The sequence below is a fragment of the Tautonia sociabilis genome, assembly GCF_003977685.1.
GTDB lineage: Bacteria > Planctomycetota > Planctomycetia > Isosphaerales > Isosphaeraceae > Tautonia > Tautonia sociabilis.
The window spans coordinates 143,640-167,622 of sequence record NZ_RYZH01000001.1 but is presented as its reverse complement, the minus strand read 5'-3'; the positions used below and the strand labels follow the sequence as shown (position 1 = coordinate 167,622).

The following is a 23,983-nucleotide window of genomic DNA, read 5'->3' as shown; positions in this document are numbered from 1 at the left end:
CCGATCGCGGATCGCAGCGGGCTCCGGGCTGTATCGCTGTCCGTCCGGGCTGACGGCCAATGCTCGCCAAGCGGATCATCCCCTGCCTTGACGTGGACGCGGGCCGGGTCGTCAAGGGGACCAACTTCCTCAACCTCCGGGACGCCGGCGATCCGGTCGAGGTCGCCTCCCGGTACGACGCCGAGGGGGCCGACGAACTGGTCTTCCTCGACATCACCGCCAGCCACGAAGGGCGCGGCATCCTCCTCGACGTCGTCCGCCGGACGGCCGAGGTCTGCTTCATGCCCCTGACCGTCGGCGGCGGCATCAAGTCGCTCGACGACATCCGCGCCCTGCTCAACGCTGGGGCCGACAAGGTGTCGATCAACTCGGCCGCCGTCCGGGATCCGGAGTTCGTCCGGCGGGCCGCCCGGCGGTTCGGCCGCCAGTGCATCGTGGTGAACATCGACCCCAAGCGGGTCGACCGCGACGGCCGGGAGGTGTGGGAGGTCCACATCAACGGCGGGCGCGTGCCGACCGGGCTGGAGGCCGTCGCCTGGGCCCGGGAGGTCGAACACCTGGGGGCTGGTGAGATCGTCCTCACCAGCATGGATGCCGACGGCACGAAGAACGGGTATGATTTGCCGATGACCCGGGCCGTCAGCGACGCGGTCACGATCCCGGTGGTCGCCTCCGGCGGCGCCGGGAGTCCGGAGCACTTGCGGGCCGCCCTGGTCGAGGGAGGGGCCGACGCGGCCCTCGCCGCCAGCATCTTCCACTACCGGGAATACACCATCGCCCAGACCAAGGACTACCTCGCCCGTCACGGGGTGCCCGTTCGCCAGCCCTCGGCCGCCTCGTCGGAGCGCCGGCCTCCGAATTGATCGTCCGATCGTCCGTCACCCACTCTCGGAGCGCACTCATGGCCACCGGCATCGAAGCGCAGACCCTCGAGCCCGTCTCCCCCAGCGAGCCGGAAGCCAACAAGCTGTTTCGGATGGTCATGAAGCACAAGGGCTCCGACCTGCACCTGAAGGTCGGCCTGCCGCCGGCCATGCGGCTCACCGGTGTGATTCGGTCGATGGCCCTGCCGCCGCTGACGACCGCCGACATGGAACGGCTCATGTTCCCGCTGCTGACCACCCGCCAGCGGGCCATCCTCGAGGACGAAGGGGGCGTCGACTTCGCCCACGTCGTCGTCGACCCCGACGGTCGTGAAACCCGCTTCCGCGTCAACCTGTTTCGCCAGCGCGGCAAGCTCAGCCTCGTCGCCCGCCGCGTGAACAACACCGTACCCGACTTCGAGGGCCTTGGCCTGCCCCCGGTGCTCGCCGAGATCGCCAGCCACGACCAGGGGATCGTCATCCTCGCTGGCGTGACCGGCTCGGGCAAGAGCACGACGATCGCCTCGATGCTCCAGTACGTCAACCAGCGTGAGCGCTGCAACATCGTCACCATCGAGGACCCGATCGAGTTCACCTTCGTCGACGAGAAGTCGATCATCCACCAGCGTGAGGTCGGCATCGACGTCATCGACTGGGACACCGCCCTGAAGCACGCCGTGCGGCAGGACCCGGACATCATCCTCGTAGGCGAGATGCGCGACCGCGACACGTTCAACGCCGCCATGCACGCCGCCGAGACCGGCCACCTCGTCTTCGGGACGATCCACGCCTCCAGCGCCCCGTCGACCATCGGTCGTATCCTCGACCTCTTCCCCCGGGACATGCACTCGGCACTGCGGCAGTCGCTGGCCTTCAACCTCAAGGCGATCATCGCCCAGAAGCTGCTGCCGACCGCCAAGGACTGGGCCGAGAAGACCGGCCAGACCCGCATCCCGACCTGCGAGATCATGCGGACCAACCCCACGGTGCGCAAGCTGATCCTCAACGAGGAGGACGGCAAGCTCGGCGACGCCATCCGAATCGGCAAGGAGGACGGGATGCAGGACTTCACTGAGAGCCTCAAGCAACTCGTCCAGGCCGAGAAGATCGAGCGTTCGACCGCCTTCGAAGTCGCCCCCAGCCCCGAGGCGTTGAAGATGGCGCTCAAGGGGATTACCATCGCCCAGCCCGGTATCCTCTGACCCCCGGAGCCGGTGTCGGGGCCCGCTCGGCGGAGCGGCCCCGACCCGTCCCGGATGCCCCCAACCGCCGCCTCCCCCTCCCCCACCGGAGCCCCCCACGATGATCCGCCCGCGCCTGGTCCTGGCGACGCTCGCCCTCGCCATCCTCGGCGTCGCCGCCGGGGCCGAGGCCGCCGAACTGCCGGCGCTGCTCTTCGCGCAGTCCGGCGCCATCAACGCCCTGCGCGGGCCCGGCCTCTACATCAACCTCTTCAAGTTCGTCCCGGTCGTCTTGATCTACCTCGCCTGGGTCAAAACCGTCGACTGGGTCGACGACGACATGAGGGAGCTGCAGAACCTTCGGTTCGAGATGTGGAACTCCCTGGTCTTCTTCTCCGGCGTGCTCGGGTTCCTCCTGGTCTGGATCCTGCCGGTCTACCCGATCGGCCTCCTGCTGCTGTTGATCGCCTACCTGGCCCCGACACTCACCTACGTCTACTCGCGCAACCAGACCGTTCCCGACGACCAGAAGGTCCTCACCCCCTACCACTTCGGCGAGCTGCTCAACCAGCTCTTCCGCCGCCGGATCTTCAACGTGGAGCAGGGGGTCGACTACCAGGGCGGCCCGCCGATCACCTTCATCGGGAAGACCTCCTCCGGCAAGGTGGAAGACGACCGCGTCGCCCGGGCCGAGGGTTCGGGCCAGTTCATCGCCGCCAAGGAGCTCGTCTACGACGCCATCCTCCGCCGGGCGACCGACATCCACCTCGAGCCCTCCCCCGACCAGCTCTCCGTCCGCTACCGGATCGACGGCATCATGCACGCCGCCGAGCCGTTCGACCGGCCGACCGGCGACGCGGTGGTGAACATCTTCAAGGTGCTCTGCGCCTTGGACATCGCCGAGAAGCGCAAGCCGCAGGACGGCTCTTTCGCCGCCAAGTTCGAGGGGCGCGAGATCGACTTCCGCGTGGCCACCTCCGGCTCGAAGGCCGGCGAGAAGCTGGTCATGCGGATCCTCGACAACGCCGCCACGATCGCCCGGCTCGAAGAGGTCGGCATGCGGCCGAAGATGGTCGCCCAGATTCGAGAGATCGTCACCCAGCCGCACGGGATGTTCCTCTGCTGCGGCCCCACCGGGTCGGGCAAGAGCACCACCCTTTACGCCTGCCTCCGCGAAATCGACCGCTTCCAGAAGAACATCATCACGGTCGAGGACCCGGTCGAATATCACATCGACAACGTCACCCAGATCGAGATCAACACCAAGGCCGGCCAAACCTTCGCCCAGCAGCTCCGCTCGATCCTCCGGCAGGACCCGGACGTGATCATGATCGGCGAGATCCGAGACCAGGAGACCGCCACCATCGCCTGCCAGGCGGCCACCACCGGCCACATGGTCTTCTCCACCGTCCACGCCAACGACACGGTCACCGCCCTGTTCCGACTGCTCGACCTGGGGGTCGAGCCGTTCATGATCTCCAACTCGATCACCGCCATCCTCGGGCAACGGCTCGTCCGCCTCCTCTGCGAGACCTGCAAGGAGCCCTACAAGCCCAAGGCCGAGTTCCTCAAAAAGGCGAACCTGCCTCCCGAGAAGGTCGACGTCTTCTACCGGCCCCCCAAGGAGCCCGAGCAGGTCTGCCCCACCTGCGGCGGCACCGGCTATATGGGCCGCACCGGCATCTTCGAGTTGCTGGTCATCACCGAGGCCATGCGCGAGCTGATCCGAGAAAACCCCTCGGTCAAGGCGATCAAGGACGAGGCGCGCAAGAACGGCATGATCTACCTCACCGAGGATGGCCTCCGCCAGGTCATCCAGGGGAAGACCTCGATCGAGGAGCTGATGCGCGTCGTCAAGTGACCGCGCCCCCGATCGCCGAGTCCCGGACCTCCGCCACCGTCATCACCCCCTCCTCCACCTCCAGACCCGTCCCGATCGGGCCGCAGCGATCGGCCGCCAGGGAGCCTTCCTCATGGACATCGCCGTCAACCTCGGCCTGGTCGTCATCATCCTGGGCCTCACCTACGCCATCATGAGCGAGGGGCTCTGGGGGGCGGCGCTCATCTTCTTCAACGTCCTGTTCGCCAGCGTCATCGCGTTCAACTTCTACGAAACGCTCGCCGGGCTCATCACCCAGAACGCCGGCTCCTGGTCCTATGGCTATGCCGATCTCGTCAGCCTGATGCTCCTGTTCCTAGTCTCGCTCGTCCTGCTGCGAGTGACCACCGACTCGCTCGGGCCGACGATGATCCGCTTCCCGCTCCCGGTCTACCACGCCGGTCGCATCCTCTTCGGCCTCGGCGCGGCCACGATCGCGACCGCCTTCATGATGGTCGCCTTCCATACCGCCCCCGTGCACAAGAAGATCTTCGGCGTCGTCGGCCACGACACCAAGCCCCCCTTCGGCCTCGGCCTCGACCACCGCTTCCTCGCCTTCTTCCAATACACCAGCGGCTACCCCTTCTCCACCTACGACGAAACCGCCTACGACCCCTTCGGGGAGTTCCTGAACAAGCGGGTCTTCGACCCCGAGGGCCGCTGGCTGATCGACCACGAGGATGCCCGCCCCTTCGGCGAAGGCTGGCGCGAGGAGGCCGGCTCCTCCCCCGGCGCCAGCCCCGGAGGAGCGGCCGGGGCCGGGGGTGATTCCGGCCTCTCTTCCTCCAGCGGCAACGGCCCCGGCATTCCCGGCGGCACCGCCGGGGCCGCCGCCGGCCTGGCCCCAACCAACACCGGCTTCTGATCGATCCCCGATCATCCCCCCGAACCCAAGGCGGCCTCGGGTGTCGTCTCGCGTCGACGGTTTACTCGGCCCCCGAGTCCGAGGCGGCCTCCTCCTCGCCGAGCCTCCCCATCCGGCCCAGCGCCGCCTGGGCCTCTCGGTGGAAGGGATCCCCCGCCAGGGCGACCTGATACCAGGCCCGGGCCTGGGCTTCGAGCCCGATCGCCTCGCATGCCGAACCGATCTCGACATAGCGGTCGGGCGATCGGTCCGCGTCCACCCGGGCAAGCTGGTGGAGCAGGTCGTTCAGGTCGTTGATCCGGGTCAGGCGGGCGACCGCCTCGGCGGCCTCCTCCCGGTGGCCCGCCTGGTTCAGCGCCTGGGATAAGCCCGAGAGGGCGTCCCGGTCGTTCGGCCTCAGCTCAAGCGCCCGGCGATAGGCCGAGACCGCTGCTTCGGGGTCTCGGCGGCGGAGGGCCAGCTTCCCCCGCAGCAGGGCGAGGCCGGCATGATCCTCCGGGGCATCGGCGAGCAACTCGGCCAGCAAGCCCACGTCCCCCCGCTCCAGGGCCAGGCGGCCGAGGGCGGCCCTCGCGTCGGCGTCGGCCGGGTCGAGCGGCTCCAGGATCGCGGCGGCCTCATCGAAGCGATTGAGCTCCAGCAGGGCATCAGCCAGCGCGATCCTCGACGCCGAGTCTTCCGGCTCGGCCGAGACGGCCGTCGACAGCCGATCGACGATCTCCTCCGGGGTCCACTGCACCCCTCGGCTGAGCGACCAGAGGAACGTATCGTCCGCGGTCAGCAGGCCCGACTCCGCCAGGCCCCGGAACTGCTCCCCCATCGCCACGGTCTGAGATCGATACCCGTAGATGTAGATCAGCTCCCGACGCGCCTGGGACAGGTTCGGATCGAGCTCGAGGGCCTCCGAGAAGGCCCGCTCGGCGGACCGCAGCCGATCCCTTCTCAGCTCGAGCTGTCCGACCAGCAGCAAGGCCCGGGGGGTAAGCTCCCCCTGCTTGGGGAATCGCCGGAGGATCGCGATCGCCTCGTCCGTCCGATTCCGGGCGATGGCGACCTGGGCGCGGAGCATCCAGTCCCGCTCGGTCGGCTCCCGGAGCCGGGAGAGCCGCTCGGAGGCCCGCTCGGCCTCGTCGATCCGGCCGGCCTGGAGGTGGCTCTGCGCCTCGATCCAGACCGCCTCGGGGTCGGGACGAGGCCAGAGCAGCGCCAGCCCAGCCCCGATCGCCAGGACGATCGCGGCGATGACCGCCGCCCGCCGCCCGATCCGGAAGCCCGGACCCCGCCCGCGCTCCTGAGGAAGCCTGGGGGACAGGGACACCGGCTCTCCTCGGTCGGGAGGGTTCATCGGGGAGTCGACACGAAGGGCCTCGGGAGGGATCCCGGCGGCGACCCGCCCGGGGATCGACTCGGATCCCCTTCATTCTCCGAGCCTCCCGACCCCTCGGCAAGACTCGGCAGGTCGATCAAGGGAGCTTCTTCAGCTCGAGTAACTCGAAGACGGGGGGCTGGACCCCACCTGCCCGAACCGGCCCCTGGGTCACGCGGTAGGTGGCGACCTGGCCGGTCGTCGTCTCGATCACGAACAGCGGCGCCCAGCCCCCGCCAGGACCGAGGCCAAGTTGGCCGACCGTCATCAAGAACCGAGGCGTCGTCCCCCTCGGCGGCTGGAAGTCGGCCACGAGGTCCCGCACGGCGAAGTCCCCGAGCACCTGCGTCCCCGCCGTCGACTGGCGGAGCGTCGGGATGGTCGCCATCAACCGACCACCCGCATAATCGAGGTAATACAGCGCATCGGTCTGGCTCGCCTGCCGGGAGAGGCGGTCGAACTCGACCGAGACAGTACCGGTCGCCACCACCGATTCCCCCGAGCGATCGGCCTGACCGGCCCTCACCCGCGGGGTAGAATACGACGACGCCACCCAGCCCAGGGCCAGGCCCGCCATCAGGCATGCGACGCTCGGCACGACGGATCGAATCGCCATGATCTGGATCCTCCCCCGTTCGGTTCATCCTTCCGAGCCGGCCCGGCATTGTGCGGCGAACCGAGCAAACGGTCCAGCCGGGTTCTTCTCGGGCCAAGCGGCCTTGGCCTGCCTCGCGGCCACGGCGATCGCCCTGCCCCCGGCCGCCGCCGGTCCCTCGTCGGACGCGATCACTCGAGACCGCCTGCGCCTGAACCGCTCCGAGATCCGGGAGGCCGAGTCGACCGCCCTCTCCTCGATCGCCGACCGCCTCGACCGCCAGGGAGACTCCTCCCGGGCCGCTCGGGTCCGCGACCTGATCCCTCCCCCTCCTCCGATCGAGGGGCCCCGGCGGTTCGACCCGCTCCCCGAGATCGTCCCTCCTGCCGAGCCGTCGGCTCCCGACGCATCGCCGGACGACCCGATCGCCGAGGAGATCGCCACGATCCGGAACAAGGCGGCGGACGCCTATGCCGACCTCGCCCGCCGCGCGTTCGAGGCCGAGCGGCTCTCCCTGGCGGATGCGTGCTTGCGCGAGGTCCTCCGCCGACGCCCGGACGACCCCGAGGCGAGGCGCCTCCTCGGCTTCGTCCCGCACGAGGGAGGCTGGGCCACTCCCCATGCGGTGTCGCGCCTGAAAAACGGCGACATCCTTCACCCGATCTACGGTTGGATCCCCTCCGAGTACCTCCCCGAGCTCGAACGCGGGCTCCTCCCCGCGCCGAGCCGACCCGGACGGCCCCCCAGCCGCTGGCTCCCCGCCGAGGAGGCCGACGCGATGCGGCTCGGCTCCATCTCCTCCGGCTGGCAGATCACCACGCCGCACTTCAAGATCCAGGCGAGCGTCCCGCTCGCCGAGGGGATCGCGTTCGCCCGCCGATTGGAGGCGTTCTACGACCTGTTCACGTCACTGGCGGCCGATGTAATCGGCCCCCGCCTCCCCCTGGCCCAGCTCTTCCGGAATCCGGACGCGACGGCTCCGGCCGTGGCCGCCCGGCAGCACCAGGTCCTCTACTTCGGCACGAAGCGGCAGTACGTCGACTACCTGACCTCCTTGCTCCGCGACACCAGCATCGAGAACACGCTCGGCGTCTACCTCGACGACCGCAAGGTCAGCTCCTTCTTCAAGGACGAGGGCGGCGACCTCGCCGTCGAGGCGACGCTCTATCACGAAGTCTCCCACCAGCTGCTCTTCGAGCTGGCTGGTCCCTCCGGCTACCGCCGGAATGCCGGGGATTACTGGGTCTTCGAAGGGCTAGGCACCTACTTCGAGACCGTCGAGGCCCAGCCCGACGGCTCGCTCCGCTACGGCGGCCGGATCGGCCCCCGGGTCGCCGAGGCAAGAACCCGGCTCGTCGAGCGCGGGGAGCTGGTCCCGACCGACCGCTTCGTCCGCTTCGACCGAGAGGAATGGAGCCAGGACACGGACCTGCTCCCGCTCTACTACGCCCAGGCGATCGCCCTGACCATCTTCCTGATGGACGACGATCTGGCCTCCCTCCGGGACGCCTTCCTCGATTACGTCGCCGACGCCTACCGGGGCCGGCTCCGGGCCGGGGCGTCGGCCTCCCTCTCGTCCCACCTCGGGATGTCGTACGACGAGCTCGACCGGGCGCTCATCGCCTTCCTCTCCCGGCCTCCCGCCCCCGGGGCCCCCACCGATCGGTGATCGCCCCGGGGCCGATCCTCCCGCCGGACCTCGGCTCGTCCCGGCGGATCGGCCGGGAGATCACTCGCCGACGTAGGGCAGCAGGGCCATGTAGCGGGCCCGCTTGATCGCCTCGGCGGTGGCGCGCTGGAAGGCGGCGCAGTTGCCGCTCCGCTTGCGGGAGAACATCTTGCTCTGATTGGTCAGCATCTTCTTCAGCAGGCCAATGTCCTTGTAGTCGACATAGGCCGGGCGCGGGCAGCCTTCGGGGGTGCAGAAGCGGCAGCGATTCTTCCGGCTTCGACCGAACCGTTTCCGGGGCATTGAGGTTGCGTCCTATGACGTCGGGATCGAGGGAGGCGAACCTGTCCTGTTCGCTCGGGAGCGAAGAAACGGGCATCGTACCGTCCCGGGCCTTCTCGTTCAAGGTCAACCGAACAAGCGCCGAACGGCCATCCCGGGTCGTCGAGCAGGTTGGATCAGAAGAGGGTCTTGCCGAGGAGGACCATGGCCACCCAGGCGATCGGCCAGGTGAGCATCAGCCCGAAGGCGACCCGGTCGGTCCAGGAGCGAGCCCTCAGGCGGGCCTCGGGGGACCGGGGGCCGACGACTCGGAGCACCAGCGCCGCGGCCACCGGCAGGACCCCGAGCAGCGGGTGGACGGGGAGCCGGGTCGGCACGACCAGGGCGGTCAGGGCGAGCCAGTAGGCGCCGATCAGCAGCCAGGCCACCTGGGCCCAGCTCAGTTGCCGGGTGGCGTCTCCCAGGCCGCGTCGGTCGATCAGCAGCAGGACCGGCCCGGCCATCGCCAGCCCGAGCCAGAGGTGCAGCAGCCCCAGCACGGCCCCCACCCCCGGCGTCATCGACCGGCTCGACGGCCAGAGCGATCGCAGCAGCAGCGCCGCCGCTCCGAAGCCGACCATCAGGCCGATCAGGTCGATCACCCGGGGGCCGGGCGGTCGGGAGGGATCAAGGGGAGGGTTCGGCACGGGAGACTCCGTCCGGTCGACGTTCGGCCCGGGGGGAATCACCCCTGGGCCCCCAGGACCACCATGCCCAGGCCGCATTGCACCGGCCAGGCGACGCCGAGGGCCAGGCCGATCCGGTGGGACCAGCTCCCCGGCTCCTCGACCTCCCGGGCACCGGGGGGGACCATCACCCATCGGGCCCAGACGATCGCCAGCGCCGAGACCGAGGCCACCGCCAGGCCGGCGACGAGCACCAGCTCGTAGAGCGGATCGCCCCCCTCACCGCCCGGGGGAGGAGCCGAGGCGACCCTCGAGAGCGCCGCCAGCACCCAGGGGGCCCCCATCAGCGCCCAGAGCCGGTCGCCAAGCCGGCAGGGCGGACCAGGACGGCCGGAGAGGCGGCGAACCGCCGCCAGGAACGGGCCCGAGGCGGTCAGGGCGACTCCGGCGAAGGTGAGCCAGAGCAGAGCCCAGCCGACGGGGGCGAGCTCCCCCCCGGGGATCGCCTGCCGGAAGTGGACCGAGGCGATCGCCGCCCCGGCCACCAGCGCGATGCCGTCGAACAGCGTGACCCCCCCGGGTTCCGCTCGGGCCTGGTCGGCCAGTTCTCCCCCGCCCTGTGTCATCCGATCGGGTGCTCCCGGCGTTGTCCGGCCCCTGGAGTCGGTCTACAATGACGCAAGTCCCGAAGCGGCCCGTCGCCCCCCGAGGGGAGGCCGATGATCGCCCCATCGGATCGACCCGCCGCGACTCCCCCATTATAGAGGATCGCCCCGCGGCCGAGTCCCGCGGCCGGCCTCCCCGGCCGCCCCCTCGGCCGGGGAGCCCCACCGCCATGCCCCTGCCCCGCGTCGTCATCGTCGGCCGCCCGAACGTCGGCAAGTCGTCGCTGTTGAACTGGCTCGTCGGCCGCCGCATCGCCATCGTCGACGACGTCGCCGGCGTCACCCGCGACCGAGTCGCCGCGCTCGGTGAGATCCCCGACGGCAAGCAAACCCGGTTCGTCGAGCTGATCGACACCGGCGGCGTCGGGATCGTCGACCGCGACGACCTCAGCGAGCACGTCGAGCGTCAGATCGAAACCGCGCTGGGCGAGGCCGACGTGGTCGTCTTCGTCGTCGACGTCCGCGACGGCCTGATGCCGCTGGACGAGGAGGTCGCCCGCCGCCTCCGCTACGTCCACGCGCCGGTGATCCTCGCGATGAACAAGGCCGACGACCCGAAGTTCGACGAGCAGGGCCAGGAGTTCTACAAGCTCGGCCGAGGCAAGCGCCTGCCCATCTCAACACACCAGAACCGCAACAAGGACGAGCTCTTCCGGCTCATCGCCGAAGCCCTCCCGCCGGAGGAGGACGGCTCCCGGGTCGAGTCGGAGGCGATGAAGATCGCCGTCGTCGGCCGCCCGAACACGGGGAAGTCGACCTTCATCAACACCCTCGCCCACGCCGAGCGGATGATCGTCTCCGAGGTCGCCGGCACCACCCGAGACTCGGTCGACGTCCGCTTCGAGCTCGATGGCCTGCCGTTTGTCGCCATCGACACCGCCGGCGTCCGCCGCAAGGCGAAGATCCGGGACAACCTGGACTTTTACTCGATCCACCGGGCCGAGCGCTCCATCCGCCGTGCCGACCTCGTCCTCCTGTTCCTCGACCCGACCCAGGGGATCACCCGGCTCGACAAGCAACTGGCCGACTACATCGCCAAGCAGTACAAGCCCTGCGTCTTCGTCGTCAACAAGTGGGACCTGATCCTCTCCGACCTCTCCGGCCCCTCCCGGGGCGAGACGGGCCGCTACGCCACGTTCGTGCAGCACGCCTTCAAGGGGATGTCCTACGCCCCGATCGCCTTCATCACCGCCAAGACCGGCAAGAACGTCAAGGCGCTGATCAACCTCTGCCAGGCGATGTACAAGCGAGCCAACCGCCGCATCAGCACCGGCACACTCAACCGGGTCCTCCGAGAGGCGGTCGAGGCCCACGCTCCCCCTGTCCGAGAGAACCGAGTCCCGAAGATTTACTACGCCACCCAGGTCGGCGTCGCTCCTCCGACGATCGTGCTGTTCGTCAACCGCCCGGGCCTCTTCGAGCCCCCCTATCAGCGGTACCTGCTGAATGTCTTCCGGGAGCGCCTCCCCTTCTCCGACATCCCCCTGAAGCTCTACCTCCGAGCCCGCACCCAGACCGATCCCTCCCGCCCCCGCGTCGAGGCGGACGAGCCGCCGGAGATCGTCGAGCGCTTCACCGGCGAGGACTTCCACGTCGACGACCTGGACGAGGAGATCAACGAGATGCTCGGCGGCCGGGACGAGGGCTGAGCTCCGATCCCCCCGAGGCCCGGCCCCGATCTCGGGTCCCGGCTGGCAGACCGGGACGAATCATGCAATGATGGTTCGCGGATCGACCCCGGATGCAATTCGCCCAGCCAGCCACTTCTCGCCCTCGGGGGAATCATGCGCACGGTCCTCATCGCTGCCGTCGTGGTCCTCGGTGCGGGCATCGCCACGGCGGTGATCGTCGGCGCCCTGGATCGTCCCGATCAGGAAGCCCCCCTGGTCTCCGCCCCTGATCCGACTCCTCCTCCGGAATCGCCGCAGGCGCCGGCGCCTCCCCCCGGCCCGGATCGTCCGGCCAAGGCCCCGATGACGCTCCGCGATCCGGACCTCATCGTCATCCCGCAAGACGAGTCGAAGAGGGAGGAACGCAACCAGGGCATGATCGCCTGGACGCGCCGGACCCTGGCCGACCCGTACGATCGCGTCGGCTCCCGGGACCCGCGCTGGGATGACCAGGTCCACTCCCTCATGGAACTCGCGGCCAACCGGTTCAGCGGCCAGGCCGCGGACGGCGTCTCCTTCGCCGAGGTCTTCGAGGCCGCCAGGGCGGCCCTCGACGCCGGGTGCGACGACCCGATGGTTCGTTATCTGTATGCCCGCACGTCGATCGCGGAGAACGACCCCGGCCCCGTCGAATACCGCCGTCGGATGGACGACGCGGCGGACGCGCTCGAGGCGAGCGCGTATCCTCCGATCCGGAGGGCCTCGGCCCTGATCTACGCCGCCATCGAGAACGCCCGGGTCCAGGACGATCCCGAGGCGGCCGCCGAGGCGTCCCGGCAGGTTGACGCGGCCCTCGCGCTGCTCGGCGAGAGCGTCGAGCAGGACGGCTTCGGCCCGGAAGCCGCCACCACCTGGTTCTCGATCGTCTCGCAGGCGATCGCCCTCCGCCAGGCGATGCTGGGGGACAGCGCCCAGGGGTATCAGACGGTCGCCGATGCGATCGCCGATGTGCCGGGTGTCGATTCCCTTCGCCAGAAGGCCCGGGGCAGCTTCCTCATCGACCATGCCTGGGAAGCCCGGGGCAACGACTTCGCCCCCATGGTTTCCGAGGAGGCCTTCCGGGTCTTCCACGAGCGGCTCCAGCAGGCCAGGACCGCTCTGGAGGCCTCCTGGGAGGCCAGTCCCGGAGACTCGGTCACCGCCCAGAAGATGCTCTCGGTCGAGCTGGGCCTCGGCGAGGGGGACCGCGAGCGCGTCACCCTCTGGTTCCGCCGGGCGATGGAGGCCGACCCCGATAACTACGACGCCTGCATCGGCCTCCTCACCTGGCTCGAGCCCAAGTGGTACGGCTCCGCCGAGGAGATGATGACCTTCGCCCGAGCCTGCCGGGCCACGGACAACTGGGAGGGAAGGCTCCCCCTCGTCCTGGCCGAGGCCCACCTTCGCCTCATGTGCTACCTCGACTCGTTCAATCAGAGCCTCTACCTGCAAAAACCGGAGGTTCAGCAGGATCTCGGCGAGATCTATTCGGAGTATCTCGAACGGCAGCCCGACGACGTCGTCGCCCGCACCAACGCCGCCATGACCGCCGTCATGTGCGGCCAGTTCGTCGCCGCGGCGGAGCACTTCGACCGCCTGGGGCCGAACCTCGTGGCAACGCCCTACTTCACGATCGATTCCGTGCTCGAGGCCCGGGAGAAGGTGCGGGCGCACCTCGCCTTGTTCGAGTCGCTCGAAGACGAACCGGCTCCGGAGTGATGCGAGAGGCCCCGCCCCCGATCGGCCGCGATCCGGCGCGATCCAGGGCGGGGCCCCTTCGATCCCGGGAACCAGGAACACGTCAGGCGACGATCGCCAGCGCGTCCTCCTCCTCGTCCTCGGGCAGGTCGGACCACTCCTCCGGGTCGGCGGCGTCGGCCCGGAGCTGGGCCTTCAGCCGCTTGCGGGCGGTGTGGAGCCGACGCTTGACGGTGCCGATCGGGACCCCGAGATCCTCGGCGATCTCAACCAGCGACAGACCCCGGATGTAAAAGGCCACGAGGGCCTCGCGGTCCAGGGGCTTCAGGGTGTTCATGGCGTCCCAGAGCCGCCGGGCGCGCTCTCGGGCGATCAGCTCGTCGATCGGCTCGTCGCGATGGGCGGCGGCGCCGTCGAGCACCTCGTCCTCGATGCTGGCCGGCGGGACCCGGCGGGTGGCGCGGTTGATCGCCATCCGCACGGTGACCTGCCGCAGCCAGCCGGCGAACCGCTCAGGCTCCCGGAGCTGGTCGAGCCGGCCCATGACGTGGAGGAAGACCTCCTGGGTCAGCTCCATGGCCTCGCTCGCGTTGCCCAGTCGGGAAAGGGCCACGGCGTACACCGTGCGCTGGAACTGCTCGACCAGCTGGCCGAACGCCTCGCGGTCCCCCTCCCGGGCGCGGACCACGAGGGCCGCAACGTTCGACCAGCGGACGGAACGGACCTGCTCCTCCGAAACGGTGGCGATCACGATCGTGCGTCCCCATCCTCAGGGGTCTCACCCGCCCGCCCCGGCCGTTCGTGGTTCGGCTGGGCGCGAGGTCGGACGGGCGGCGTCGGTGGTCCACGGGTCCGGACACGGGCTCGGGGCGGCCTCGGCCTCGGGGTCCCGGGGCGGGGGAGCGGCTCGCGGGGAGACCGATCAGTCTCCCGTCGCGGCGCAATCCGGCCGGGAGTCGGAGGCGGGCCGGGCCCCGGAAACGATCCGGACCCGACGGTTGACGGCTCGGGCACGCGACACCAGCGCCGGTGCGGCCCCGATCGGCGAAAGCTCGCGATCGAGACGGCGGCGCGGTGTCCCGCGCGGGCCGACCACCCGCTCGGCTCTCAGGGCGTCGGCGACCGGAGGCGTCCAGGGGCCGAATCAGCCCGCTCCCGACGCTCGGTCGGGGCGGATCGGCCCGGGACGAGCTCCCGGCGCGACGGTTCCATCAAGGGATGAGCTGGGGGTCGACGTTCACCCCCCCGTCGGGGCGGGCCGTTTCGAAGCGGCCTTGACCTTCTCGGGGGCGAGGGCTCGGACAGGCTCGTCCGCTCGGGCGGCCGCGGCGGCGACTGCGGGTGCGGGGCGTGCAGGTACTCCTACGACGACCCCGACCGGGACGACTCGACATCCAAAAACGTCGCGTCGCCCCTCGCGCCGGACGCCCGAAGGCGACGGGCTCGAGGACCTCGAGCTCGACGGTTGGGACTGGCCAAACCTCAGCCAGTCGCCGCCGAGCGGCGAACCCGGGATGCGACCGCCCCCATCGATCCAAATCAAATCCGGATCGATCGGTTCGGACGGGATCCCGGCGGGCATCGACGGCCCGAAGTGGAGGATGGAGACAGGGCGGCGGCGCGCGGAGCGAGCCTGCAGCATGTTGACATCCACCACCGGGGCGAGCGCCCGCGTGCCGTTGGTCAGCAGGGTCTGCGTGGCCGAGCGGGTCAGGTTGGTGAGATTGGTCAACATCGCAGGGGCCCTCACAGCCGCCTCAACGAGGCGGGAAGATGGTGAGGCGACGTTCAGAGCGGCGGCGTTCGGCCGCCGTCGGATGGCCTCTCCCGGAAGAAAAAAAGGGAGGAGCCGTCGCGGGGGATAAGTCCTCGGACTGACTCGGACGAATGAGGAAACGGCGGTACCAGCTCCCCGCCCGATCTCCTCAAGGGATGGTCGGGACGAGGATTCCGACAGGACGGACGACGGCCCGGGGGTGCGAATCCCGGCCACCGCTCGCGACCCTAGACAGCGACCGCCACCAGGAGGTTCGCGCCTTGGGCGAGAATCTTCCGAAAAGGGTGATCGCGACGGCCGCCCATCCCTGATCGATATTCTAGCCGATTGGCCGACACCGGGCGACGTTTCCTCCGCCGATCGTCCCACCCCCCTTCCGGAGATCGAACCCCGGCGGCCGCTCCCCCGCTCCCCCGAGCCATCGGCCGGCGAAGCCATCGCGACCGATCCCGACCCGACCGGGCAGGTGGCGTTCGGCGACCTCCGCCATGCGGTCCCGGTACTCGATCGTCAGCGAGTCCGGATCGATCTGGGCCATCGCGGCTGGAAGCCCGGTCTGCAAGGTCCGGGAGCCGGCCGGGCTGCCGTCCCCGCCGATGAAATGGTCGAGCACGACGGCATCGGCGGCCTCGGCGACCCGGGAGAAGAAGCCGTCCGGGTCGGCGATCGGCAGGAGCGGGGCGACCGTAACCACCACGTGGAGCCCCGATCGCTTCAGGAGGGCCGCCGCCTCGAAGCGACGGGAGATCGGACTGGCATGACCCGGGAGGCCCGGAAGGCGGTCGCGATCGGTCTCGATGGACAGGTGCACCCGAAGCTCGCAGCGTCCCGCCAGGTCGACCAACAGCGGCGCCTCGGCCGAAACCCGGTGCGAGTGGGTCTGCACGATCAGCAGGTCGGGGGGCTCGTCCCTCAAGGCGCCCAGCACGCTTCGGGTGATCCCCAGCCGGTCCTCCTGGGGAGGGAAGGGCTCGGTCGCGCTGGAGAGGAAGATCCCGAAGCGTCCCCGAGATCGCCTCGCCCACCGGCGTTCGCGGTCGACCTGCTCCCGGTACGCCTCAGCGGCGTTGACTCGGGCGTCGAGGAACGTCCCCCAGACCCGTCCTCCCATCAGGTGGCGAGCGTGCCGCACATAGCAGCCAACGCCGCAGAGCGAGGTCCCGAACGGGCAGCCCCGGTACGGCTGCAACGAGTGCGAGGCGATCCCATCCAGGTAGCCGGACGCCCGGGTCAGGATCGACCGGACGGTCGTCGCTTCCACCCGCATCGGATCCCTCCCGCTCCGTCCCGAGGCGGCCCCTTCGACCGGGGCCCCAGCCATGATTATAGTGAGGGGGATCGGCGAGGGGTCGAGGACGAGCCGTCGGGTCGCCCCCAGCCGAGGGTTCGGACGGGGAGGTTCGCGTGAGGCTGGGCCGCGTCGCCATCTTCGGCGCCGGGGGGATGGGCACCGCGATGGCGGTCCTCCTGGCCCGATCCGGCCATGAGGTCTGGCTCTGGGCCCGCAGGCCGGAGTTCATCGCGGAGCTGGCCGGCTCTCGAGAGAACGCTCGCTACCTGCCCGGGGTCCCGCTCCCCGAGCCGATCCGGCTGACGAGCGACCCCGAGCAGGCCGCCCGGGGCTCAGACCTGATCGTCGCCGCGATCCCCTCGTCGTACCTCCGGGCCACGCTCCGAGCGGTCGCCGGTGCCATTCCCCCCGGGGTTCCTGCGCTGAGCGTCATTAAGGGGATTGAGCAGGGAAGCCTGCTCCGGCCCAGCCAGGTCATCCGGGAGGAGCTGGGGCCGAGGCCGATCACCGTCCTGAGCGGCCCGAGCCACGCTGAAGAGATCGCCCGGGGACTGCCGGCGTCGGTCGTGGTCGCCGGGGAGAGCCCGGAGCTGAACGTCCTGATCCGCGACGAGCTGACCACGGGGAGATTCCGGGTCTACAGCAATCCCGACGCGGTCGGGGTCGAGCTGGGAGGGGCCCTCAAGAACGTCATTGGCGTCGCCGCCGGCATTTGCGATGGCCTGGGCTTTGGCGATAATGCCAAGGCGGGTCTGCTCACCCGGGGCCTGGCGGAGATGACCCGGTTCGGCACCGCCCTGGGGGCGAGCCCGGCCACCTTCCTCGGCCTGGCCGGGGTCGGCGACCTGATCACCACCTGCTTCAGTCCCTTCGGCCGGAACCGGGCCCTCGGTGATCGGATCGGCCGGGGAGAGACGCTCGAGCAGATCGAGGCGTCCACTCCCAAGGTCGCCGAGGGCGTACCGACGTGTCGAGGAGTCGACGCGATGGCCCGGCAACTCGGGATCGAGATGCCGATCACCGCGGCGCTCCGCGAGATCCTGTTCGAGTCCAAGCCTCCGCTGGAGGCCGTCTCGGAGCTGATGGAACGACAGACGAAGGACGAGTGGCCGTGACCGCCGAGCAGCCCATCCCCCCCCCCTGCCCCATCGCCTTCAAGGAGTGGGCCGGCGTCTGCTCGGCACTGGCCGACGGCCGCCAGTCGCTCATCCTCCGCAAGGGGGGCATCGACGAGTCGGCCGGCGAGTTCCGCCCCGAGCATCCCGCCTTCTGGCTCTACCCGACCCACCTCCACGAGGCCCAGCAAGGGCTCCGGGACTCCTCGGTCCCCGAGCCGATCCCCGACGAGCCCGGTATGATCCCCCTGCCGGCCCTGGCCGTGGTGGAGGAGGTCGCCTGGGTCGACCGCGACGAGGTGCTGGAGGGTCTGGCCGACCAGCATGTCTGGACCGAGGAGACCGTCCGGAAGCGGTTCCATTACAAGCGTCCGGGGCTCTGGGTGCTTGGCGTCCGCGTCTGGCGGGCGGAGCCTCCTCCCCGGGTGGCGATCACCCCCGAGCATGCCGGCTGCAAGAGCTGGGTGCCGCTGGAGGAGCCTCCCCCGATGACCGGGCTGGTCCCGACGCTCGACCCGGCGACCCTCGCGTCCCGAATGGCCCGGATCCGAGCGATCGCCGCCCCGGAGGCGCCCTGATGCCCGTCGAGGAGCCCGACGGGGAGGTTCGGCCCGGCATCCTCCAGGCCCCGGCGACCCTGTCCCTCGCGATCGCCTGGGTGGTCGTCTTCCTGGCCCTGGCCGTCGTCCGGGGAGGACCGATCCCGATCCCGACCGCCCTTTACGGCGGCTACATCCCGACGAGCGTGAGCCACGCCTTCGGCGACGTCACTCCGGTGGCCATCTACGGCGGGCAGCTTTGGCGAGCCCTGACGGCCACCTTCATCCACTTCAACCTGCTGCACCTGACGCTCAACCTGATCGCCTTCGTCCAGCTCGGCCGGGTTGTCGAGGAGTGGTATGGCTCCTGGACGCTGCTGGCGATCTACCTGGTGCTCGGAGTGGGGGGGAACCTCCTCGCCAACCTGATCCGCCCGTGGATGTCCGGCCCCCCGGCGCTGCTGATGCACAGCGGCGGCGGCTCGACGGTGGTCCTGGGCCTGATCGGCCTGGTCACGGTGGTCGGCTGGCGGAACCGATCCGAGTTCCCCCGGCTGGCGCCGATCTGGATGGTCGTGATCCTGGGGGTCAACGCGCTGCTCGGCGTGCTCGTGCCGAACATCGACAACCTCGGCCACGCCAGCGGGGCGGCCGTTGGCGCGCTGGTCGGGCTGGCCGATCGTCGGCTGATCCGATGGGCCCGCTCCCGACCGTCGAGGCTGGCCGGCGCGATCGCCCTGGTCGCGTTGCTCGGATCGGTCGCCGTCCAGTTTGATCAGTCAAGGAGGGAGTCGCTGGCCGCCGGCCGGTTCGCCGTCCGGGACGCGGTGGTCAAGGCGCTGATTCAGCTTGACCTGAGCTATCATCAGCTCGCGGCCCGGGGGCCGCACCCGGCGTTCCTGATCCCCCCGAAGCCGCCGAACCCGCTCGGCCGGGGGCCGCTCGTCGTGCCGGAGGATCCGCGGGTCGCCCAGCTCTTCAAACTGGCGATCCGGTCGGCGCTGGGCCAGCTCGACGCACTGCCGGACGAGTTCAACACTCCGGAGATGGCCGAGGCGTACCGAACCGTCCGGAGGCTCGCCTGCCGGGCCTACTTCAAACCGCCGACGCCGGAGGAGCTGGCCGAGTTCGAGCAGCAGATGCCGAAGCTGACCGGGCCCTCCTGGGCCCGCTGGACCGCCGCGAGCCGGGAGCTGGAGCGCTTCCGACGCCCCGAGCCCCGGTTCGCCTCCGGGTTGCTCAAACGACTGGCCCGCCCACCAGCGCCACCCCCTGGCGATGCCTCGGCCGCCCGGATCGGGCCTTCAACGCCGAGACGAACTCCGCCAGCGTCCGGATCGAGCCCGGAAACTCCGTGAAGTAGCAGCCCACGGTCATCGGGTCGTGGGCGTCGCTGGAGCCGGTCGCCCCCATGCTCGGGAAGCGGCCGAGCATCGCCTCGATCTGCTCCCTCATGTCGGGGGTGACGTTGTTGCTCACCAGCTCCAGGGCGTCGAACACCGGACCATGCCGCGCGACGATCCCCTCGAAGTCCTGATCCCAACGGAAGGGGTGGGCCGCGACGATGGCCGCCCCCTGGGCCTCGACCACCTCCAGCAGGGTCTGCAGCCGGACTCCCGGCGGACACTCGTCGAGGTCGGTCAGCCCGTAGACGAGGAAATGCCCCTCCCGGGCCGAGACCTCGACGCCGGAGAGCACCGTCAACTCGCCGGCTCGGGCCTGCAACTCGGCCAGCTCGTCCGGCTCCCAGAGGCGGTCGTGCTCGGTGATGACGACGCCGTCGAGCCCGGCCTCCCGGGCGCGATCGATCAGGTCGTCGGGGTCAATGAAGCTGTCGGGCGAATGCCTGGTGGTGTGGATGTGGTGATCGATCCTGGCCATGAATCCGCTCGCGGAGGGTCCGAAGGAGGGAGCCGGGAGGAGGGTCGCCGGGGGTTCGAGGCCCGGTGCGCCGACTCGGTGGGAAGGAACGGGGGAGTTCGGAGGCAGGCGAAGGGAGTGCCGTCACCAGCCCCGATTGTAGCCCAAGGCGGGGTCCAGGGGGGAACGTCCTCACAAAACCGACAATGGCACCGTCGAAGCCAGCGGCCGATCGGCGACAAACTGGACGCCGGAATCGTCGATCCGGGCGTGGCTCGACCCGCCAATCCAGTCGCCGAGCACGATCATCCTGCCGGCTCCGATCGGCTCGTCGAAGACGTCGTGCACGTGGCCCAGGAGCACCAGGTCGGCGGCACCGGCGTCGATGAGGGAACGGGCATGGGAGCGGTATGTGACCAGGTGGCGGCGGTGCGTCCGTGCGAGCGACCGCGAGTTCGAGCGTTCCAGGCGGCCGGCCAGCCCCCGGGCGATCGGCCCGGGCAGTGCCCGGAAGCCCTGCAAAAACGCCCGGCCTTCCATCATCCCCTTCCACGGCGATCGGGCCCCGAGCCGGTGGCCGTGGACCGCCGAGAGCCGGACGCCGAAGCTCGATCGCTCCAGGGCCCCCTCGACCCACTCGGCCCCCAGCGCCTCCTGGTAGAACGGGCCGAGCCAGGCGTCGTGATTCCCTGTCAGGATCGTCAGCCGGCCCCCCCGATCCCGGAACCTCGCCAGCGAGCGCAGGCCGGGGCATCGCATCGGGTCGAGCCCGAGCTGCCGGCTGGCGAACCAGAAGTCGCAGAGGTCGCCGACGACCGTCAGCGAATCATCCGCCTCCAGACCGAGGACGAAGGCCGAGAACCGGGACGAGCGCTCGGGCCGGTCGAGCCTCAGGTGGACGTCGCTGACGAAGTAGTCGGGCACGGCCTCGGCCCCGGGGGGTCCCGATGGTGGATCCGTCTTGTCACGATTCCCAGGGGAAACCGGCGGGGGAGGGAGCCCTCGGCCTCCGGGCGGGTTTCACCCAGAGGTCCGACAGGGGGGCGGCCTGCGTCGCGGCGAAGACCGACGCCCGGCGCCCCGACGCCTTGAGGGCCTCCGTTGCCGTCTGGACGGCCAGTCCCGGCCGGTTGCAGTCCTCACTCAGATGCAGCAGGACGACCTGCCTCACCGCCCCCGGGCCCGACCGGGAGAGCACGGCCGACAGCAGCGCCGCCCCCTGATCGTTCGAGAGGTGGCCCCGATCCCCCAGGTTCCTCCAGATCAAGGCGGGCGACCGGCCGGAGTTGCGCTCCATCTGCTCGTCGTGGTTGAATTCGAGGCCGAGCAGGTCGACGTCGGCCAGGGCGTCGGCCACCCGGGAGTCCCAGCACCCCGTGTCGGTCAGGTAGCCGATCGAGGAGGGCCTCCCCGAACGGCCCAGTCGTCCCTGGAGCCGGAAGCCGAAGGTCGGGCCGCTGTGCTTCAGCTCGAACGGCTCGGCCCAGAGCCCGGGGCCGACGAGAAACGGCCGGTCGTCGAAGGTGCGGATCAGGCCGACCCGGGCCAGCTCCCGGAACCCGGGGCGGTGGCCGGCCTCGTCCAGGTGGGCGGGGTGGCAATGGAGCGGCACGCCGTGGCGGGCCATCCAGCGGAGGGTCAGGTCGTGCGCGTGGTCGCCGTGCGTGTGGGTCAGCATCACGCCGCCGAGGTGCCGACGGTCGGCGCCGACGCGCTGGAGGCGGGCGTCCAGCGTCCTGGGTCCGAGCCCGGCGTCGATGAGCACGCTCGCCCCTCCCAGGCGGATCAGGGTCGCGTTCCCCTTCGAGCCGCTGGCCAGGACCGAGAACCCGATCGCCATCGACGGCCTCCGAATCCTCCCTGACTCTCCCGACCAGGCGGCCGGGATGCCGCCCGATCGCGCCGCGCTCCGGTTGCCTTCCGGCGTCCTCATTGTAACCTGGTGGCCGGACCTGTCCACCCGGCCAGGGGGGACCAACCGACTCCTCGGCAACAACAAGGGGGAGCCTCGTGCCCTTGGTCTCCGAATCGACCCACCCGCTGGTCAAGCAGAAGCTCGCGATGCTGCGGGCGGCCGACACCCCTCCTTCGGTCTTCCGGCAGCTCGTCCGCTCGCTAGCGACCATCCTGGGGGTCGAAGCCACCGCGTCGTTGCCCACACGCCCGACCGTTGTCCGCACCCCGCTGGGCGACGCCCCCGGCGTCGAGCTGGACGGCCCGGTCGCCATCGTCCCCATCCTCCGGGCCGGCCTCGGCATGGCCGACGGCCTGCTCGACCTGATCCCCGAGGCCCAGGTCTGGCACATCGGCCTCTTTCGGGACGAGGCCACCCTTAAGCCGACCGAGTACTACAACAAGCTTCCCTCCCGCTGCCAGGCCCGCTGCGCCCTGGTCGTCGACCCGATGCTCGCCACCGGAGGATCGGCCGTCCGAGCCTGCGAGATCCTCCGGAACTCCGGCGTCCCGTCGCTCACCTTCGTCTGCCTGATCGCCGCCCCCGAGGGAATCGCCCGGCTCTCCGGGGCGATGCCCGACGTGCCGATCGTCGCCGGTGCGATCGACGAGCGCCTCACCGACATCGGGTTCATCTACCCCGGCCTCGGCGACGCCGGCGACCGCCAGTTCGCCACCGGCTGATCCCCCCTCCCGGACCCGGGCCCTGCGAGGCGTCCCCATGACCATCCGAGCCGTCGACCTGATCCGCCGCAAGCGCGAAGGCGGACGCCTCGAACCGCCGGAGATCCGGTGGCTCGTCCAGGGCCTCCTCTCCGGGGAGGTACCCGACTACCAGTGGACCGCGCTGCTCATGGCCGTCCTCTGGCGAGGCATGGACGCGGAGGAAACCGAGGCGCTCACCGCCTCCATGATGCGGTCGGGCGAGGTGGTCGACCTCTCGATGATCCCCGGCCGGAAGATCGACAAGCACAGCACCGGGGGAGTTGGAGACAAGACCTCGCTGATCCTCGCCCCGATCGCCGCCGCCTGCGGCGTCCCCGTGCCGATGGTCTCCGGCCGGGGCCTGGGCCACACCGGAGGAACGCTCGACAAGCTGGAGTCGATCCCCGGCTTCCGGATCGACCTCGACCTGGCAGGCTACCGCCGCGTGCTCGCCGACTGCGGAGTCGTCCTCATCGGACAGACCTCGGAGATCGCCCCGGCCGACAAGCGGCTCTACGCCCTCAGAGACGCGACCGCCACCGTCGAGTCGATCCCGCTGATCACCGCCTCGATCCTCTCCAAGAAGCTGGCCGAGGGGATCGACGGCCTGGTGCTCGACGTCAAGACCGGCGACGGCGCCTTCATGGAACGGCTCGACGACGCCCGAGCCCTCGCCGAGTCGATGTGCCGCATCGGCCGGGGCCTGGGAAAGGAGATCGTCGCCCTCATCACCCGGATGGACCAGCCGCTCGGCCGGGCCGTCGGCAACGCGGTCGAGGTCGCCGAGTGCGTCCGGGTCCTCCGAGGGGAGGGGCCCGACGACCTGAGGGACCTGTCGATCGCCCTGGCCTCCGAGATGCTCGTGCTCGGCGGCGTCGCCGCCTCCCGGGAGGAGGCCAGGGAACTTTGCTTCCGATCCATCTCGAACGGTCTGGCGCTGGACCGGTTCCGGCGGGTCATCGAGGCCCAGGGGGGCGACCCGAGGGTGGTCGACGACCTGACCCTGCTGCCGGTCCCGACGCTCCTCCGAGACGTCCCCTCCCCCCGGAAGGGGGTCGTAACCGCCGCCCGGGCCCGGCCGATCGGCCGGGCCGCCATGCTCCTGGGCGCCGGAAGAGCTCGGGCGGAGGACGGCATCGACCACGCCGTCGGGGTGCTCTTGCACAAGAAGGTCGGCGACCGGGTGGCCGAGGGAGAACCGCTCTGCACCGTGCTCGCCAACGCCGAGGGACCGGCGCTCGACCGGGCGCTCGCCGAGATTGCCTCGGCGTTCGAGGTCGGCGACGGGCCGGTCGTCGTGCCCGATCTGATCGTCGATCGCCTCTGAGCCGGCATGCCGACGGGCATCGGGGATGAGTCCCGGGGG

At 70.3% G+C, this 23,983-nt stretch carries 22 protein-coding genes; 12 read left to right on the top strand and 10 right to left on the bottom strand.

Annotation, left to right across the window (positions count from 1 at the left end):
• Positions 1-59 precede the first annotated feature (59 nt).
• The 4 genes from hisF (at position 60) to TsocGM_RS00680 (ending at position 4,788) form a co-directional block, all read left to right on the top strand.
• The gene (gene hisF / locus TsocGM_RS00695) at positions 60-863 is read left to right on the top strand and encodes an imidazole glycerol phosphate synthase subunit HisF (RefSeq protein ID WP_126723391.1); all 804 of its coding nucleotides are present in this window, start codon (positions 60-62) and stop codon (positions 861-863) included.
• A gap of 38 nt (positions 864-901) precedes the next feature.
• Positions 902-2,065, top strand: a complete 1,164-nt coding sequence (locus TsocGM_RS00690) for a type IV pilus twitching motility protein PilT (protein ID WP_126723390.1) — start codon at positions 902-904, stop codon at positions 2,063-2,065.
• A 100-nt stretch (positions 2,066-2,165) separates the two neighbouring features.
• Positions 2,166-3,905, top strand: a complete 1,740-nt coding sequence (locus TsocGM_RS00685; RefSeq protein WP_126723389.1) for a GspE/PulE family protein — start codon at positions 2,166-2,168, stop codon at positions 3,903-3,905.
• A 112-nt stretch (positions 3,906-4,017) separates the two neighbouring features.
• Positions 4,018-4,788: a hypothetical protein gene (locus TsocGM_RS00680; RefSeq protein WP_126723388.1), complete on the top strand. Its 771-nt coding sequence runs from the start codon at positions 4,018-4,020 to the stop codon at positions 4,786-4,788.
• Between the two features lie 61 nt (positions 4,789-4,849).
• Here TsocGM_RS00680 and TsocGM_RS00675 read toward each other — a convergent pair whose 3' ends face one another.
• Positions 4,850-6,106 (bottom strand): tetratricopeptide repeat protein, encoded by a 1,257-nt coding sequence (locus TsocGM_RS00675; RefSeq protein ID WP_158633318.1) that lies wholly within the window; start codon positions 6,104-6,106, stop codon positions 4,850-4,852.
• A gap of 145 nt (positions 6,107-6,251) precedes the next feature.
• Positions 6,252-6,770: a hypothetical protein gene (locus tag TsocGM_RS00670; protein WP_126723386.1), complete on the bottom strand. Its 519-nt coding sequence runs from the start codon at positions 6,768-6,770 to the stop codon at positions 6,252-6,254.
• Between the two features lie 103 nt (positions 6,771-6,873).
• Between TsocGM_RS00670 and TsocGM_RS00665 the strand changes: the two genes are divergently transcribed.
• On the top strand, positions 6,874-8,418 hold the full coding sequence (locus TsocGM_RS00665) for a DUF1570 domain-containing protein (protein WP_158633317.1): 1,545 nt from the start codon (positions 6,874-6,876) through the stop codon (positions 8,416-8,418).
• Positions 8,419-8,478: 60 nt separating this feature from the next.
• On the opposite strand, the gene rpsR is transcribed toward TsocGM_RS00665, so the two are convergent.
• From rpsR to TsocGM_RS00650, 3 genes are all read right to left on the bottom strand, one after another.
• A complete protein-coding gene (rpsR, locus tag TsocGM_RS00660) occupies positions 8,479-8,721 on the bottom strand; it encodes a 30S ribosomal protein S18 (RefSeq protein ID WP_126723384.1) in 243 nt (80 codons plus the stop codon).
• A 155-nt stretch (positions 8,722-8,876) separates the two neighbouring features.
• Entirely contained in the window at positions 8,877-9,386 is a 510-nt protein-coding gene (locus tag TsocGM_RS00655) for a hypothetical protein (RefSeq protein ID WP_126723383.1), read from the bottom strand.
• A gap of 38 nt (positions 9,387-9,424) precedes the next feature.
• Positions 9,425-9,991 carry a hypothetical protein gene (locus TsocGM_RS00650; RefSeq protein WP_126723382.1) on the bottom strand — a complete coding sequence of 189 codons (567 nt, stop codon included), beginning with the start codon at positions 9,989-9,991 and terminating at the stop codon, positions 9,425-9,427.
• Between the two features lie 209 nt (positions 9,992-10,200).
• Here TsocGM_RS00650 and der point away from each other — a divergent pair, with 209 nt between their 5' ends.
• Positions 10,201-11,679 (top strand): ribosome biogenesis GTPase Der, encoded by a 1,479-nt coding sequence (gene der, locus TsocGM_RS00645; protein WP_126723381.1) that lies wholly within the window; start codon positions 10,201-10,203, stop codon positions 11,677-11,679.
• Between the two features lie 135 nt (positions 11,680-11,814).
• Positions 11,815-13,398 (top strand): DUF4034 domain-containing protein, encoded by a 1,584-nt coding sequence (locus tag TsocGM_RS00640; protein ID WP_126723380.1) that lies wholly within the window; start codon positions 11,815-11,817, stop codon positions 13,396-13,398.
• An 82-nt stretch (positions 13,399-13,480) separates the two neighbouring features.
• Here TsocGM_RS00640 and TsocGM_RS00635 read toward each other — a convergent pair whose 3' ends face one another.
• Positions 13,481-14,128, bottom strand: a complete 648-nt coding sequence (locus TsocGM_RS00635; RefSeq protein WP_233578122.1) for an RNA polymerase sigma factor — start codon at positions 14,126-14,128, stop codon at positions 13,481-13,483.
• A 1,345-nt stretch (positions 14,129-15,473) separates the two neighbouring features.
• Positions 15,474-16,421: a radical SAM family protein gene (locus tag TsocGM_RS00630; RefSeq protein WP_126723378.1), complete on the bottom strand. Its 948-nt coding sequence runs from the start codon at positions 16,419-16,421 to the stop codon at positions 15,474-15,476.
• 137 nt (positions 16,422-16,558) lie between these two features.
• On the opposite strand from TsocGM_RS00630, the gene TsocGM_RS00625 reads away from it, so the two are divergent.
• Genes TsocGM_RS00625 through TsocGM_RS00615 form a run of 3 tightly spaced genes read left to right on the top strand, consistent with a single transcriptional unit; the run spans position 16,559 to position 19,457 of the window.
• Entirely contained in the window at positions 16,559-17,560 is a 1,002-nt protein-coding gene (locus TsocGM_RS00625) for an NAD(P)H-dependent glycerol-3-phosphate dehydrogenase (protein ID WP_233578120.1), read from the top strand.
• Positions 17,557-18,138 carry a DUF1802 family protein gene (locus tag TsocGM_RS00620; RefSeq protein WP_158633316.1) on the top strand — a complete coding sequence of 194 codons (582 nt, stop codon included), beginning with the start codon at positions 17,557-17,559 and terminating at the stop codon, positions 18,136-18,138. Before TsocGM_RS00625 ends, TsocGM_RS00620 begins: the two co-directional genes overlap by 4 nt.
• Entirely contained in the window at positions 18,138-19,457 is a 1,320-nt protein-coding gene (locus TsocGM_RS00615) for a rhomboid family intramembrane serine protease (protein ID WP_126723376.1), read from the top strand. Before TsocGM_RS00620 ends, TsocGM_RS00615 begins: the two co-directional genes overlap by 1 nt.
• Here the strand turns inward: TsocGM_RS00615 and TsocGM_RS00610 are convergent.
• From TsocGM_RS00610 to TsocGM_RS00600, 3 genes are all read right to left on the bottom strand, one after another.
• Positions 19,339-19,980: a PHP-associated domain-containing protein gene (locus TsocGM_RS00610; RefSeq protein WP_126723375.1), complete on the bottom strand. Its 642-nt coding sequence runs from the start codon at positions 19,978-19,980 to the stop codon at positions 19,339-19,341. The two genes, TsocGM_RS00615 and TsocGM_RS00610, sit on opposite strands and share 119 nt — an antisense overlap.
• A gap of 171 nt (positions 19,981-20,151) precedes the next feature.
• On the bottom strand, positions 20,152-20,883 hold the full coding sequence (locus TsocGM_RS00605) for a UDP-2,3-diacylglucosamine diphosphatase (protein ID WP_199756666.1): 732 nt from the start codon (positions 20,881-20,883) through the stop codon (positions 20,152-20,154).
• Positions 20,884-20,923: 40 nt separating this feature from the next.
• Entirely contained in the window at positions 20,924-21,799 is an 876-nt protein-coding gene (locus TsocGM_RS00600) for an MBL fold metallo-hydrolase (protein WP_158633315.1), read from the bottom strand.
• A gap of 170 nt (positions 21,800-21,969) precedes the next feature.
• Here TsocGM_RS00600 and upp point away from each other — a divergent pair, with 170 nt between their 5' ends.
• The gene (upp, locus tag TsocGM_RS00595; RefSeq protein WP_126723373.1) at positions 21,970-22,596 is read left to right on the top strand and encodes a uracil phosphoribosyltransferase; all 627 of its coding nucleotides are present in this window, start codon (positions 21,970-21,972) and stop codon (positions 22,594-22,596) included.
• 37 nt (positions 22,597-22,633) lie between these two features.
• Positions 22,634-23,944 (top strand): thymidine phosphorylase, encoded by a 1,311-nt coding sequence (locus TsocGM_RS00590; protein WP_233578119.1) that lies wholly within the window; start codon positions 22,634-22,636, stop codon positions 23,942-23,944.
• Positions 23,945-23,983 lie beyond the last annotated feature (39 nt).